This window comes from Dongia sp. (assembly GCF_041905885.1).
Taxonomy (GTDB): domain Bacteria; phylum Pseudomonadota; class Alphaproteobacteria; order Dongiales; family Dongiaceae; genus Dongia.
Map to the genome: position 1 here is coordinate 288,810 of NZ_JAYRKD010000003.1, position 15,410 is coordinate 304,219.

Sequence of the window (15,410 nt, forward strand, 5' to 3'; positions counted from 1 at the left end):
ACAGCCACCCATCGGGAAAGCCAAGGCCATGAACCCAATTCTTCGCGGTGCCACCCTCGCGGCGCTGCTGTGCGCGGCGTCACTCTCCGGCGCGAAAGCGGAGGAGGCCTTCTACCTCGGCCAGTGGAAGATCACCGGCGCGGCGCCGGGGCCCTGGATCAAGTCCGACGCCGAGCTCTTTCCGGACGAGATGAAATCGCTGGTCGGCCAGACCATCACCATCAAGTCCGACGCGATCGAAGGCCCGGGCGGCTTCCCCTGTAAGGGTCCGAAATACGAGGTGATGGAAGGCGGCCCCGACATGCTGTTCCAGGGCGCGTTCGGCGAGATGCAGTCGCAGAATGCCGCGAATGATCCGCAGAAGCTGGCGGAGCAGGTGGGCTTCGCCGGGACCCAGTATCGCACCGTCATGACCGGCTGCGAGTTCGCTGTCGATTTCAGCTTCGGTGAGGACAAGGACACTGCGATGTTTGCCCTCGACAACGCGGTCTACACCCTGAAGCGCCAGTAATCAGAGTGCCAGCGCTGCCTCGCGGCCTTCATAGATCGCTGCCGGGGCGTGCCGCGCCGAGATACAGTCGCCGATCGCGGTGAAACCGATCCCGGCGGCGCGCAGTTCGTTGGCCAGTTCGTTGTTCGGCTGGTTGGTGAGCGCCAGCACCAGGTCATCGGCCTCGATCTCGGTCTCGCTGTCGTCGAGCAGGCTGCGGATCCGCGCGCGGCCATTGGCCCAGCCGGCGATCGCCGATTCCACATGGAAGACCACGCCGAGCTTCTTGAGCCGCGACCGCAGCGGCCCGTCGGCGGCGGTGCGCACGAGATCGCGACCGATCAGTGAATCCGGCGTGACGATGGTGACCTGGTGTCCCTTCTCGGCGAGGTGCCAGGCTGTGCCGGCGCCGCGCCAGCTGCCGCCTTCGTCGAGCAGGATGACGCGCGATCCCGGATTGGCCTCGCGGCCCATGATCTCCTCGACCGGCCAGACCCGCGGACCGGCGAGGCCGGTCTCGTTGGCGGGCTTCGGCCAATAGCGCTGCTGCGGCGCTTCCACCGGCCGCGATCCGGTACAGAGCAGCACCCGATCCGCGCCGACCGCGGCGATGCTGTCGCCATCGGCCAGCGCGCCGAACTGCACCTCGACGCCGAGCCGCTGCAACTCGCCCTCATACCAGTCGAGCAGGTCCAGGATCTGCGCGCGGCGCGGCTGCATCCCGGCCAGGCGGAACTGGCCGCCGAGCTTGTCCGAGGCTTCCATCAGGGTGACGCGGTGGCCGCGCTCGGCCGAGGCGCGCGCCGCCTCGAGCCCGGCCGGACCGCCGCCGACCACCAGCACATGCTGCGGCTTCGCTGACTTCGCGAAGCGATCGCCGCCCCATTGAAATTCGCGGCCGGCCGAGGGATTGACCAGGCAGGAAATCCAATAGTCGCGATGCCGCCGGCCCCAGCACATCTGGTTGCAGGAGATGCAACGGCGGATGCGCTCGGGTGCGCCGGCCTTCACCTTGGATACCCAATGCGGGTCGGCGATCTGGCCGCGCACGATGCTGACCGTGTCGGCATGGCCGGCCTTCAGGAGGCCGACGGCATTCTCCGGCGTGCGGATATGGCTCTCCGACTGCACGCGGATATGCTTCACGTTGCGCTTGATCTCGGCGGTCACCGGCTCGGTGAGCTTCTCGCCGTAGAGGAAAGGCGGGATGATGGTGGTGAAGTCGAAATAGCTGCCGCTGCCGACGGTGACATAGTCGAACAGGGCCCGTTGGTCGTGCCACACCACGGCTTCGAGCTGGGCGGCGCTGGAGGCGACGTCGGGCCGGGTGGGATCGATGCTGATCGCCATGCCGATGACGAAGTCCTCGCCGCAGGCCTTGCGCATCGCGGTCAGCAGCTCGGCGGAGAAGCGCATGCGGTTCTCGAAGCTGCCGCCGTATTTGTCGTCGCGCTTGTTGCTGTAGGGCGACCAGAACTGCTCGATCAGCGCGTTGTAGGCCGCCATCAGCTCGCAGCCGTCGAAGCCGGCATCCTTGGCGCGCTTGGCACAGCGCGCGAAGCTGGCGATGATCTCCTCGATCTCGGCTTCCGTCATCGCATGGCTGCCGTCGGAATCATGCATCGAGGCGAGGCCCGAGGGCGACCAGCTGGCACGATAGGAATTGTCCCAGTCGCCATGGGCGCCGACGTGATAGAGCTGCTGCAGGATATGCGCGCCCTCGGCGTGCACGGCCTCGGTGATGCGGCGGAAATGCGGCACCACCGAATCGTCGTCGGCGCGAAAGTTGCCACGGGTCAGCACGGCGGTAGCGTGCACCGGAATGGGCTCGACCACGATCATCGAAGCACCCCCGATCGCGCGCTCCCGGTAATAGCCGAGATGCCGGTCGCCGGGCAGGCCATCGGTCGCCATGTTGGCGGTATGCGCGCCGAAGACGACGCGGTTGCGCAGGGTCAGATGGCGAAGCTGCAGGGGCTGCAGCAGGACCGAAAAATCCTGGACGGGCAGATCGGCAGGCATGGCGCGGACTCTGAAATTCGTTTTTCCCCGCGCATTCTCACCGGGATTTGTGGGCGCGGTCTAGGGACGTTCGCGCGGCTGCAGCCAGTGCGCCACCGTCCAGCAGAGCAGCGCCCAGGCGCTGCCGACACACCAGCCGGCCAGCACGTCGGTCGCGTGGTGCACGCCGAGATAGACCCGGGTGGTGCCGACCGCGACGGTGAGGATGATGGCGAGGACGGCGACATAGGCCTTCACCCGCGTGTCGGCGCTGCCTTGCGCGAGCAGGGCGCCGAGCGTGAGGAAGGTGACGGCAGAGAGCATCGAATGGCCGCTGGGAAAGCTGGCGGTGAAGACCTGCACGTCAGTCGGGATGTCCGGCCGCGGACGGTTGAACAGCGACTTCAGCGTGTTGCTGATGGCCAGCCCGCCGATCACCGAGACCGCGACCAGCCCGGCGCGCGGCCGGCGGTCGGTCAGCAGGAAATAGCCGATGATGCCGAAGGTCAGGAATCCGAGAAAGGCGTAGGAGCCGAGCGCGGTCACGTCGCGGGCCAGTTCCTCGACCCAGCGCGGCCCGATCGGGTCGTAGCCCTCACCGCCGCCTTGCATAGCGGCGGCGATCCTCTGGTCGAAATGCTCGGTATCGCCCTCGAAGACCTCATCCGCCAGGGCGACGAAGCCCCAGATCAGGCCGGCGACGATGGCGAAAGCCAGGATCAGGCTGATCTCGCGGCGTCGGCCCTGCAGGATCTCGAAACGCTGGGAGAGCTTCTTGAATATCATCCAGGAAGACTAGCAGAAGGCCGGCTTTCCAAGCGGTTTTTGTGCGTTTCCGCACCAAATCCACAGAGAACCCACAAGCTGCGATGATATGATGTTGCTCAAGGCCAGGGGCCATGGCATGGTCCGGCACAGAAATTAAGGGGCAGGGGACGAGATCGTGTTGGCCGCCGAGGATGTGGTGCGCCGCCTGAAATGCTGGCTGGAACCGGTGGTGCCGGTCCGGATCAAGGGCGGCATCACCAACGCCAACTTCCTGGTCGAGCACCAGGGCAAGAAGTATTTCGTGCGGATCGGTGACGACATCCCGGTCCACCAGGTGATGCGCTTCAACGAGCTCTCGGCCGGCCGCGCCGCCGCGGAATGCGGGCTCTCGCCGCAGGTGGTCTATTTCGAGCGCGGTGCCCTGGTCTTCGAGTTCATCGAGGGCAAGACCTTCGTGGCGGCGGATGTGCGCCGGCCGGAGAACCTCTTCCGGGTGCTGGAGCTGATCAAGACCTGCCACCGGGTGATGCCGCTGCATGTGCGCGGCCCCGCTGTCATCTTCTGGGTGTTCCATGTGCTGCGCGACTATGCGCACAGCCTGCGCGACGCCCAGAGCCGCCATGTGCCGAACCTGCCGCGGCTGATGCAGATCGCGGAAAGGCTGGAAGATGCGGTCGGTCCGGTCGACATCATCTACGGCCACAACGACCTGCTGCCCAGCAACCTGATGGATGACGGCAAGCGACTCTGGCTGATCGACTGGGACTATGCCGGCTTCAATTCGCCGCTGTTCGATCTCGGCAATCTCTGCTCCAACGCCGAGGTGGTGCCGGAGGACGAGCAGAAGGTGCTGGAGAGCTATTTCGACCGCGCGGTCGATGCCCAGCTGTTCCGGCGCTATCACGCGATGAAATGCGCCTCGCTGCTGCGTGAGGCGATGTGGAGCATGATCTCCGAGATCCACTCCACCCTCGACTTCGACTATCGCACCTACACTTCCGAATATCTCTCGCGCTTCGAGCGCGCCTTCCGCAATTTCCAAGACCTCTGAGAGCAAAATGCCGACGCTTCCTTCCAAGGCTCGCGCAGTCATCATCGGCGGCGGTATCATCGGCTGCTCCACCGCCTATCACCTCGCGGGCCTCGGCTGGAAGGACGTGGTGCTGATCGAGCGCAACACCTTGACCAGCGGCTCGACCTGGCATGCGGCGGGCCTGGTCGGCCAGCTGCGCACTTCGGCCAACATCACCCAGCTGCTGAAATACTCTGTCGAGCTCTACGACAAGCTGGAGCAGGAGACCGGCCTCGCCACCGGCTGGAAGATGAACGGCGGCTTGCGCCTCGCCTGCAACGCCGAGCGGATGACCGAGATCAAGCGCCAGGCGACCACCGCGCATTCCTTCGGCCTGGAGATGGAGCTGCTGACGCCCAGTGAGGCGCTGAAGCTCTGGCCACTGATGGATGTCGCCGATCTGGTCGGCGCGGCCTTCCTGCCGACCGACGGCCAGGCCAATCCCGCCGACATCGCGCAGTCGCTGGCCAAGGGCGCGCGCAACCGCGGCGTCACCATCGTCGAGGAGACCCGCGTCACCGGCATCCGGACCGATAAGGGCCGGGCGGTCGGCGTCGTCACCGACAAGGGCGAGATCGCCTGCGAGGTCGTGGTGAACTGCGGCGGTCAATGGGCCCGGCAGATCGGCGCGCTGGCCGGCGTCTCGGTGCCGCTGCAATCCGTGCAGCATCAGTACATCGTCACCGAAGCCTTGGGTGCGCCGAAGAACCTTCCGACGCTCCGCGATCCCGACCGCCTGATCTACTTCAAGGAAGAGGTCGGCGGCCTGGTGATGGGCGGCTATGAGCACAACCCCAAGCCCTGGTTGCCGCAAGGCGAGACCGGCGACTTGCCGGAAAACTTCGCCTTCCAGCTGCTGGAGAACGACCTCGAGCATTTCGAGCCGCTGATGGAACAGGCCTTGGCCCGCGTGCCAGCGCTGGCGACCACCGGCATCAAGCAATTCATCAACGGTCCGGAGAGTTTCACGCCCGACGGCAACTTCATCCTCGGCGAGGCGCCGGAGCTTTCGAACTTCTATGTCGGGGCCGGCTTCAACGCCTTCGGCATCGCCTCCGGCGGCGGTGCGGGCCGCGCGCTGGCCGAATGGGTCGCAGCCGGCGAGCCGCCGATGGATCTCTGGGCGGTGGATATCCGCCGCTTCGGCAACCTGCACCGCGACCGCCGCTGGGTCCTGACCCGCACGCTGGAAGCCTATGCGCATCACTATTCGATGGCCTGGCCCTATGAGGAGCTGGAGACCGGGCGACCCTTGCGCGTCTCGCCGCTCTATGAGCGGCTGAAGGGGCAGGGGGCCGTGTTCGGCTCCAAGCTCGGCTGGGAACGCCCCAACTGGTTCGCGCCGAAGGGCGCAGAGCCCAAGGACATCTACACCTACGAGCGCCAGAACTGGTTCGACCAGGTCGGCGTCGAGCACAATGCCTGCCGCGAGAAGGTGGCGCTGTTCGACCAGACCTCCTTCGCGAAGTTCATGCTGGTGGGAAGGGATGCCGAGGCGGCCCTGTCCTGGATCTGCGCCAACGACGTCGCGAAGGCGCCGGGCAGTCTCGTCTATACCCAGATGCTGAACGCGCGCGGCGGCATCGAATGCGACCTCACAGTCACCCGGGTGGCGGAGGACGCCTATTACATCGTCACCGGCACCGGCTTCGCGACCCACGACTTCAGCTGGATCAAGAGTCATATCCCGGAGGGCCTCGATGCGCGCCTGATCGATGTGACATCGGCGTATGGCACCTTGGCGCTGATGGGACCGAAGGCGCGCGAGGTTCTGCAAGCCGTGGCCCAGGGCGATCTTTCCAACCAGGCTTTTCCCTTCGGCACCTCCCATGAGATCCTGGTTGCCGGCGTGCCGGTGCGGGCCTTGCGCGTCACCTATGTCGGCGAGCTCGGCTGGGAGCTGCATATCCCGAGCGACGGCATCGGCGCGGTCTACGACGCGCTGATGGCGGCCGGTATGCCGCACGGCATCGTCAACGCCGGTTATCGCGCGATCGAGAGCCTCAGGCTGGAGAAATTCTATCGCGCCTGGTCGAGCGACATCTCGCCCGACCATTCGCCGCTCGAGGCCGGGATGGCCTGGGCGGTCAAGCTGAAGAAGAACACGCCCTTCCTCGGCCGCGAGGCCCTGGTCGCGCAGGCCGCAAAGAAGCTGCCGAAGCTGCTGGCCTGTTTCACGGTCGATGACCAATCCATCGTCCTCTTGGGGCGAGAGACCATCTTTCGCAACGGGAAGCAGGTGGGCTGGCTGTCTTCCGGCGGCTATGGCTATACGCTCGGGACCAACATCGGCATCGGCTATGTCCGCGATAAGGAGAATGGTGTCTCGGCCGAGGACGTGATGTCCGGCAGCTACGAGCTGGAGATCGCCTGCAAGCGCTACCCCGCCAAGGTCAGCCTGCAGCCGCTTTACGACCCGAAGATGGAGCGCGTGAAGGCGTGAAGAACCACGCGGAAATCCTGATCATCGGCGCCGGCATTCTCGGCTGTTCGCTCGCCTACCACCTGACCCGGATGGGCAAGAAGGATGTGGTGGTGCTGGAGAAGAGCGGCATCACCCATGGCGCCACCTGGCATGCGGCCGGCCTGGTCGGCCAGCTCCGCACCTCGCGCAACATCACCCGCATGCTGACCCATTCGGTCGAGCTTTACGACAAGCTCGAGGCCGAGACCGGGATGGCGATCGACTGGAAGAAATACGGCAGCCTGCGTCTCGCCTGCTCCGAAGAGCGCGAGATGGAGAACAAGCGCTCGCTCACCATGGCGAAGAGCTTCGGCCTGGAGATGCAATGGCTCTCGCCGAAAGAGGCGGGCGATCTTTTCCCGATCATGAGCCTCGAGGACGTGCGTTCCGCGGTTTACATCCCGTCCGACGGCTATATCGATCCTTCGGGCGTCTGCCAGGCGCTCGCCAAAGGCGCCAAGGACCAGGGCGCCACCTTCGTGGTCGGGGAGCGGGTCACCGGTTTCAAGATAGAGAACCGCACGGTGAAGGCGGTCGAGACCGACAAGGGAACCTGGACCTGCGGCCTCGTGGTCAATTGCGCCGGCATGTGGGGCCACGAGGTCGGCAAGCTCGCCGGCGTGCGCGTGCCGTCCTTCGCGGTCGAGCACCAGTATCTCATAACCGATCCGATCCCCGACATGCCGAAGCGCATGCCGACCATGCGCGATCCCGATCACCTGATCTATTACAAGCCCGAGGTGCGCGGTCTGGTTGTCGGCGGCTACGAGCCCGACACCAGGGCCTTTGCGACCGGCGGCATCCCGAAGAGCTTCGCCCAGGAGCTGCTGCCGTCGAATTTCGACCGCTTCGAGCAGTTGGCCAAGCTTGCCGGCAAGCGCACGCCGGTCATCAACACGGTCGGCGTGCGTGAGTTGCTCAACGGCCCGATCCCCTATTCGGCGGATGCCGATTTCGTCATGGGCAAGGCGCCGGAGCTGGAGAATTTCTACTGCACCACCGGCTTCCTCTACGGCATCGCCGCGGGTGGCGGTGCGGGCCGCATGATGGCGGAGTGGATCATCGACGGCGCGCCCAGCCTCAACCTCTGGCCGCTGGACGTGCGGCGCTTCAGCTTCCACCACACGACGCGGCATTTCATGTATCCGCGCGCGGTCGAGCTCTACGGCCATCACTACAAGCTGCACCGGCCGGGCGACGAGCACGAGACTCTGCGCGGCATCCGCCGCTCGCCGCTTTATGACACGCTGAAAGCACGCGGCGCGGTGTTCGGCTCGCGCGCCGGCTGGGAGCGGCCCAACTGGTTCGCACCGAAAGGCGAGGCGGCCGAAGACCGCCCGGCCTATGACCGCGCCAAGACCAACTGGTTCTCACCCGTCGGCGAGGAGCACCGCGCGATCCGCGAGGGCGTCGCGCTGATCGACCAGACCTCTTTCGCCAAGTTCGAGCTGGTCGGACCGAATGCGCTGCACGCGCTGCAGCGCCTCGCGGTTTCCGACATGAACAAGGCCGTGGGCAGCACGATCTACACCCAGCTCTGCAACGAGAAGGGCGGGATCGAATGCGATCTCACCATCTCGCGGCTGGGGCCGGAGCGCTTCTACTTCGTCACGGGGAGCGCCTTCGGGACCCATGACCGGCACTGGATCGAAAGCCATCTACGCCGCGACGCCCAGGCGCAGATCCTCGACCTGACCTCGGCCCGCGCCGTCCTCAACATCTGCGGCCCGAAGGCGCGCGCGGTGCTGCAGGCGGTGACCGAGGAAGACATCTCCAACGCGGCCTTTCCCTTCTCGACCAACCGGCAGATCACCGTCGGTGCCGCACCGGTGCTGGCGATCCGCATCGGCTATGTCGGCGAGCTCGGCTGGGAGCTGCACATCCCGACCGAATATGCCGCCCATGTCTACGAGGTGCTGCGCGCGGCGGGCGAGGCGCAGGGCATCCGCGACGCCGGCTATCGCGCGATCGATTCCTGCCGGATGGAGAAGGGCTATCTCTACTGGTCCAGCGACATCACGCCGGACTATTCGCCCTACGAAGCGGGCCTCGGCTTCCGTGTCAACCTGAAGAAGCCCGATTTCATCGGCCGCAGCGTCCTGATCGCCCAGAAGGAAAGGGGCGTCACCCGCAAGCTCTGCACCTTCACCCTGGAACAGCCCTTGCCGGTCTATGGCGGCGAAGCCGTCCTCAGGGGCGGCAAGGTGGTCGGCGTGACGACCAGCGGCAATTTCGGCTATACGATCGGCAAGTCGATCGCCTTCGCTTACCTGCCGGTCGCGCTGGCCGGCGCGCAAGGCTTCGAGATCGAGGCCTTCGGCGAAGTCAGCGCCGCGACCCGGCATGATGGCCCGCTCTATGATCCGGAGAACAAGAGGCTCAAGGCATGATCTCGACGAACCCCGAAATCCAGGCGTTGCTCGACCGGATCCCCGAGTTCGAGGGCGTGGACCGGGCGAAGATCGAGATCGAGAAGCTGGGCGGCCTCACCAACCAGAATCACAAGCTCACCACGCCGCTCGGCACTTTCGTGCTCAGGATCCCCGGCGCCAGGACCAGCGACTATATCAGCCGCGAGAATGAGAGCCTGGCGGCGCGCATCACCTCGGAGATCGGCGTCAATGCGCCGCTGATCTTCTTCGACTCCCGTGACGGCGTGCAGCTGACCCGCTTCATCGAAGGCGGCATTACCATGAATGCCGAGCGCTTCAAGGACCTGGGCTCGGTCCGCCGCGCCGCGCAAAGCCTCCGGCGCGTGCATGATTGCGGCCGGCCGTTCAAGAACCGTTTCGAGCTCTTCCAGATGATCGACGAGTATCTGGACTTCCTGGCCAAGAAGGATGCGCCGCTGCCCGACGGCTACCACGATGTGAAGCGCGAGGCGGAGGCGGTGCGCCGGGCGCTGAGCGCGCGGCCGCTGCCGATCGTGCCTTGCCATTGCGATCCCTTGGCCGAGAATTTCCTCGACACCGGCCGCCAAGTCTACGTCATCGACTGGGAATATTCCGGAAACAACGACCCGATGTGGGACTTGGGCGACGTCTCGGTCGAGGCCGCTTTCGGGCCGGACCAGGACGAGGCCTTGCTGCGGGCCTATTTCGACGGCGAGCCCAGCGCCAACGATCGCGGCCGCATGGTGATGTACAAGGCCATGTGCGATCTCCTCTGGACGCTCTGGGGCATCATCCAGCACGTCAACCAGAACCCGGCGGACGATTTCTGGGCCTATGCGATCAACCGCTTCGACCGCTGCAAGGCCCTGATGGGCCGCTCCGATTTCGGCGCGCATCTTGCCGCAGTGGCGAAGGCCTGAAGATTTTTGCCTTGCCTCCCGCCTCCGAGAGGAGAAACATAGTCAAAACGTGATGCCCGAATGAACGGGCCGCGGACGCCGGTGCGAGTTCTGGCGATCGCAGAAAGCGTGAGCCAGTCCTTTGCGTGACCCAGCCCTTGTGGCCGGCGATGGGAGGATTGCATGCCGGGCAGAGCACCCGCGGCGCCTCGTTGCGCCGCTCTTGTCGGACCTTATCTCAGCGGTAAGACAGCCCTTCTGGAAAGCCTGTTGTTCGCGACCGGCGCCATCTCGCGTAAAGGCAATGCCAAGGAAGGCACCACGGTGAGCGACAGCTCGCCGGAGGCCAAGGCGCGCAAGATGTCGGTCGAGATGGGCACCGCGACCGCCGACTATCTCGGCGAGACCTGGACCTTCATCGATTGCCCCGGCTCGGTCGAGCTGGCGCAGGAGGCGCGCAACGCGCTGCTCATCTGCGACGTCGCCATCGTCGTGGCGGAGCCGGTCGTGGACAAGGCGCTGACCCTGGCGCCGCTCTTCAAGTTCCTGGACGACAACCAGATCCCGCATATCCTGTTCATCAACAAGATGGACCAGGCCGACCATACGGCGCGCGAGGTGCTGACCGCCCTGCAGGCGGTCTCGAGCCGCCCGCTGGTCCTGCGCCAGGTGCCGATCCGGGTCGCCGGCAAGGACGGCGACGAGGTCACCGGTTACGTCGATCTCATCTCCGAGCGCGCCTACAGGTATCACCCCGGCCAGGAATCCGACCTCATCAAGATGCCGGAGGAGATGCTGCCGCGCGAGCAGGAGGCCCGCACGGCGATGCTGGAGAAGCTCGCCGATTTCGACGACCACCTGATGGAAGAGTTGCTGAGCGACGCGGTGCCGCCGAAGGAGGAGATCTATCAGCAGCTCAGCAAGGACCTGGCCGAGGACCTGATCGTGCCGGTGATGCTGGGCGCCGCCGAGAAGGATTCCGGCGTGCATCGCCTGCTGAAGGCGCTCCGCCACGACGTGCCGGGGCCGGACGGGGCGGCGAAGCGGCTCGGCGTCAACGGCGATGCTTCCGCCATCATCTTCAAGACCAGCAACCAGCAGCATTCGGGCAAGCTGTCGCTGGCGCGGATCTTCGGCGCCAAGGTCGCCGACGGTGCGACGCTCAGCGGTCAGCGCATCTCCGGCATGCTGAAGATGAAGGGTCATGCAGGCGAGAAAGTGCCGGCCGGCAATCCCGGCGAGATCGTCGCCCTGGGCCGGCTCGAGCAGGCCAAGACCGGCGACATGCTGACCGCCAGCGGCAAGACGCCCAGCGGCTACAAATGGCCGGAGCCGCTGAAGCCGCTCTTCTCGCTGGCGATCGACGTCGAGAACCGCAACGACGAGGTCAAGCTCACGGCGGCCTTGGCCAAACTCTGCGAGGATGATCCGTCGCTCTCCTTCAGCCACGATCCCGAGACCCATGAACTGCTGCTCTACGGCCAGGGCGAGGTGCATTTGAACATCGCCTTCGACCGGCTGAAGAATCGCTTCAATCTTCCCGTGAAGCATCGCCGGCCGTCGGTCAGCTATCGCGAGACCATCAAGGGCCAGGTGAAGCAGCATGCCCGCTTCAAGCGCCAGTCGGGCGGGCACGGCCAGTTCGGCGATGTCCATGTCGAGATCTGGCCGCTGGCGCGCGGCACCGGTTTCGAGTTCCACGACCGGGTGGTCGGCGGCTCGGTGCCGCGGACCTTCATCGGCTCGGTGGAGGAGGGGATCCGCGATTATCTGCACCGCGGGCCCCTGGGCTTCCCGGTGGTCGATGTCGCCGCCGCCTTGTTCGACGGCTCGTCGCATGCGGTCGACAGCTCGGACATGGCGTTCAAGACCGCGGCCCGCATGGCGATGCAGGAGGCGATGCCGAAATGCAGCCCGGTGCTGCTGGAGCCGATCTTCGCGGTCGAGGTCTCGGCGCCCAACGAGTTCACGGCGCGGGTGCATCACCTCATCACCGGGCGGCGCGGCCAGATCCTGAACTTCGGCGCCAAGGAGGGCTGGCCGGGCTGGGACATGGTCGAGGCCCTGCTGCCGCAGTCGGAGCTCCACGACATGATCATCGAGCTCAGGTCGCTCACCCTGGGTGTCGGCAATTTTGCCTATCGCTTCGATCATCTCCAGGAGCTGACCGGGCGGCTGGCCGACAAGGTGGTGGAGCAACGTCAGGCGACGGCCGCGGCGGCGCATTAGCCGCGTTGCGAGGCCTTCATACCGTATTTACCATGCGCTTTTCGCGCCGCGCCTTAACCTGCGCGCACTTGCGGTTGAATTGGTTCAGTGGCATATCGACGCCGTCCCGATGGGCCGGCGCTGAAGCGCGCGCGGCGATTGGACCGCGCGGCGGCCGGGACGGCGCGAGGCGCGCGCCCGAGGAGGCGCCGACGGGGTCCCGGAAGCTTGAACACGGATACGAACTTCCCCCTGGAGGAAGACGGGCCGGAGAGTTTCTGGCGCGACATCATCCTCACCCGCGACGAATGCACCTCCTTGAAGGTGCAGCGGCTGCACGACTATTGGCAGCAGGTTCGGCGTGGGCGCAGCATGCCGGCGCGGCGCGACATCGACGCCACCGACATCTGGTCGCTCCTGCCGAACATCCATGTGAGCGAATGGCACGCGGATCCCGACCGCGTGCGATATCGCCTCGCCGGCACCGAGATCGTGGCCTCGATCGGCCGCGAGATCAGTGGCCGCTGGCTCACCGATTTCCATACCGATCCCCATGACCTGGCCGAGACCATGTCGCTCTATCGTCAGGTCATCGCGCAACGCGCACCTGTCATCGGCCGCACGCTCGGCAGCATGCAACGGCTCGGCATCGCCTCCTTCGAATGGATCATCTGCCCGCTGTCCGAAGATGATCGCGCCGTAACTCACTTCATCGGCCTCGAGGATTACGTGTCCAACAAGCGCTATCTGGGTGCCGGAAGTTGAGTTGAACGCGGTGAGCCGCCAGTATTGGTCTCAATGGTTCCCCTCATTTTGGGTATAGTTGCGCCGAGATTTCGCGGTTTGCAGGGTGACGACAGCTCCTTGTGGAGCATCTTGTGGAAAATGTTGAAGTCTCAGGGCTTTGAACTCACCCTCGGGTGTTGATTGCCCTTCACGCGCCGCCAAATGGCGCGGTTGAGACATTCCGCCACTTGCAGCGAGTCGGCTTTCCGGTGTCATATCACGATAGTGATGTGAAAGGCTGCGCGTTGTCCCCAGAGCAAGGCCTAAGGAGCAGTTCGATTTCCAGGCGGCTTCCCGATCTCGCAGTGGACCGTTCGTTCGGCAATGACCTCATCATTTCGCCGAGCGAATGCACATCCGCGCGCGTTCGCGACCTCTACGAATACTGGGTGAAGATCCGCGGCGATCGCCTGATGCCGCGCCGCCAGGACATCGATCCCGTCGACATCTGGCCATTGCTTCCTTACCTGCACCTGAGCGAGTGGCACACCAATCCGGACGGCGTGTTCTTTCGCATCGCCGGCACCGAGCTGGTCGCCACCGCGGCCCAGGAATTCCGCGGCCGCTGGCTGCGCGAGATCACGCCCAATCCGCCGGATCTCGAGCAGGTGATGAACCTCTATTATCGCGTCATCGCGACCCGCGTGCCGATCTTCGGCCGCACCGACGGCAGCGAGCTTCGGCTCGGCGTCGAGTTCTTCGAATGGGTGCTCTGCCCGCTTTCCGACGACGGCAAGACGGTGACGCATTTCATCGGCCTCGAGGACTACGTCTCGACCCGCCGCTATCTCGGTGGCTACGCCCAGTAGGCACCAGGCAGTAACCGCGTCAGTTCAGCCACTTCTTCCGTTTCAAGCTCGACAGGAACTTCAGCATCCGCGCGCCCGGCGTGTAGTTGGGCTTGTTCGCGGCGAACTCCAGCCCCGGCACGCAGACGAAGACGAACGAGAAATCGTCCATCTCCGACGGCAGGTCGACCACGATCGCCTGGTGCAGATCCACGGCTTTGAGCTTGCCCAGCATGTCGTCCAGCATCGCCTCCATCGTCGCCGGCGGGCGGGCGAGCGGGATCTCCTGGAAGGCGAGGGCGGGCTTCATCTTCGCCATCGCCTCGAAGGCGATCATGTTGCTGCGGTCGGTGGTGGCGATGTCGTTGCGATAGCGCTCCCAGGTCACGTCGTCGCGCACCCCGGAGATATGCGTGAGGCGGCTCTGGATCGCCTCGGTGATGGCGCGCGACAGCGAGACCGTGGCGACCGGGTGGCAGCCATAGCCGGAGGCGCGCTGCGGATAGTAGGTGGCATTGCCGCGGTCGGCGATGGTGCAGGCGAACACCGGCACGTCGATGTCATAGGTGCAGTACCAGACCCAGACATCGAGATTGGCCTTGCGGCAGATCTCGATCTGCTGCCGGCAGATCGGGTCCTCGATGGTCTCGAGCTTCACCATCCGCGCCTTGGGATCGCCGGCCAGGCTCTGCTCGATCTGCCAGAGACAGCTCTGGTCCCGCTCGATCACCTCACAGAGTCCATGCACGACCGCCTCGGTCCGGGTGTTGCCGGAGGCGAGGCCGTTCGACGAGGAGAGGAAGATCGGCTGGCGCCCGCGCTTCATGCGGAAGTCGAGGTCGAGCAATTCCTTCGGCAGGTATTTCGCCGCGCCAGTGAAGAGATCGCGGCCTTCGACCCAGGCGACCTTGGTCGCGTTGGTGATCGGCGCATCGGAGCGCAAGGAGAGGGCGGCGGGGGAGGCGAAGCGGTGGTCCTCGAAAGCCTCGCCGAGCGAGACCTCGGGACCGGTGGCGTCCCAGTGCTCGGCATGGTGCATCTCGATGCTTTCCATGACGGCGGAAATATAGGCAAGGGTGTCGCTGATGCCCTTGCCCTGGGAGACCGTCAGCGACCGGGCCATCGGCCGGACCGCCATCCAAACCGGGACGCCGAGCACATCCAGGCCGGTGACGCTCGCCACCCGGGTAATCCCGTATTCCGAAATCCGCGGCTTGATCCGCGCGAAGGTATCCTCGGCGGAACGGGCACGTACCGTTCCGCCGAGGTCAACCGTGGACTCGGTCACAGCAACGCGTCGATCGCTTAGTTGCGGATCGCCGCGCGCTCGTCGTCATGGCGCGCGAACACGGCAACCGCCGCACGCTCGTCATCGTCGCGGGCGAAGACGGAGACCGCCGCGCGCTCGTCGTCGTCACGGGCGAAGACGGAGACCGCCGCGCGCTCGTCGTCGTCACGGGCGAACACGGAAACCGCCGCGCGCTCGTCGTCGTCACGGGCGAACACGGCCACCGCCGCGCGCTCGTCGTCGTCGCGGGCGA

Annotated in this window: 12 protein-coding genes; 8 read left to right on the forward strand and 4 right to left on the reverse strand. The window is 65.5% G+C overall.

Going from position 1 to position 15,410, the window contains the following annotated elements; all coding sequences use genetic code 11:
- Nucleotides 1-28: 28 nt before the first annotated feature.
- Nucleotides 29-511: a hypothetical protein gene (locus tag ACH2CY_RS04800; RefSeq protein WP_395016519.1), complete on the forward strand. Its 483-nt coding sequence runs from the start codon at nt 29-31 to the stop codon at nt 509-511.
- Here ACH2CY_RS04800 and ACH2CY_RS04805 read toward each other — a convergent pair whose 3' ends face one another.
- Together ACH2CY_RS04805 and ACH2CY_RS04810 are read right to left on the reverse strand one after the other, a co-directional pair.
- Nucleotides 512-2,512 (reverse strand): FAD-dependent oxidoreductase, encoded by a 2,001-nt coding sequence (locus ACH2CY_RS04805; RefSeq protein ID WP_395016523.1) that lies wholly within the window; start codon nt 2,510-2,512, stop codon nt 512-514.
- Nucleotides 2,513-2,572: 60 nt separating this feature from the next.
- Nucleotides 2,573-3,277, reverse strand: coding sequence for a phosphatase PAP2 family protein (locus ACH2CY_RS04810; RefSeq protein ID WP_395016525.1), 705 nt, complete (start codon nt 3,275-3,277; stop codon nt 2,573-2,575).
- A 157-nt stretch (nt 3,278-3,434) separates the two neighbouring features.
- Here ACH2CY_RS04810 and ACH2CY_RS04815 point away from each other — a divergent pair, with 157 nt between their 5' ends.
- From ACH2CY_RS04815 to ACH2CY_RS04845, 7 genes are all read left to right on the forward strand, one after another.
- Nucleotides 3,435-4,310, forward strand: coding sequence for a phosphotransferase (locus ACH2CY_RS04815; protein ID WP_395016528.1), 876 nt, complete (start codon nt 3,435-3,437; stop codon nt 4,308-4,310).
- Between the two features lie 7 nt (nt 4,311-4,317).
- Nucleotides 4,318-6,774, forward strand: a complete 2,457-nt coding sequence (locus ACH2CY_RS04820; RefSeq protein WP_395016531.1) for an FAD-dependent oxidoreductase — start codon at nt 4,318-4,320, stop codon at nt 6,772-6,774.
- Nucleotides 6,771-9,185, forward strand: a complete 2,415-nt coding sequence (locus tag ACH2CY_RS04825; RefSeq protein WP_395016534.1) for an FAD-dependent oxidoreductase — start codon at nt 6,771-6,773, stop codon at nt 9,183-9,185. The genes ACH2CY_RS04820 and ACH2CY_RS04825 overlap by 4 nt, the downstream gene beginning before the upstream one ends.
- Nucleotides 9,182-10,108: a phosphotransferase gene (locus tag ACH2CY_RS04830; RefSeq protein WP_395016537.1), complete on the forward strand. Its 927-nt coding sequence runs from the start codon at nt 9,182-9,184 to the stop codon at nt 10,106-10,108. Before ACH2CY_RS04825 ends, ACH2CY_RS04830 begins: the two co-directional genes overlap by 4 nt.
- A 162-nt stretch (nt 10,109-10,270) precedes the next feature.
- Nucleotides 10,271-12,316 (forward strand): elongation factor G, encoded by a 2,046-nt coding sequence (locus ACH2CY_RS04835; protein ID WP_395016539.1) that lies wholly within the window; start codon nt 10,271-10,273, stop codon nt 12,314-12,316.
- 207 nt (nt 12,317-12,523) lie between these two features.
- The gene (locus tag ACH2CY_RS04840; protein WP_395016542.1) at nt 12,524-13,060 is read left to right on the forward strand and encodes a PAS domain-containing protein; all 537 of its coding nucleotides are present in this window, start codon (nt 12,524-12,526) and stop codon (nt 13,058-13,060) included.
- Nucleotides 13,061-13,386: 326 nt separating this feature from the next.
- On the forward strand, nt 13,387-13,890 hold the full coding sequence (locus tag ACH2CY_RS04845; protein ID WP_395016545.1) for a PAS domain-containing protein: 504 nt from the start codon (nt 13,387-13,389) through the stop codon (nt 13,888-13,890).
- Between the two features lie 19 nt (nt 13,891-13,909).
- Here the strand turns inward: ACH2CY_RS04845 and ACH2CY_RS04850 are convergent, their stop codons facing one another.
- Together ACH2CY_RS04850 and ACH2CY_RS04855 are read right to left on the reverse strand one after the other, a co-directional pair.
- On the reverse strand, nt 13,910-15,157 hold the full coding sequence (locus tag ACH2CY_RS04850) for a YcaO-like family protein (protein ID WP_395016548.1): 1,248 nt from the start codon (nt 15,155-15,157) through the stop codon (nt 13,910-13,912).
- 17 nt (nt 15,158-15,174) lie between these two features.
- The coding region (locus ACH2CY_RS04855; RefSeq protein WP_395016550.1) for a hypothetical protein at nt 15,175-15,410 on the reverse strand (236 nt) is incomplete at its 5' end.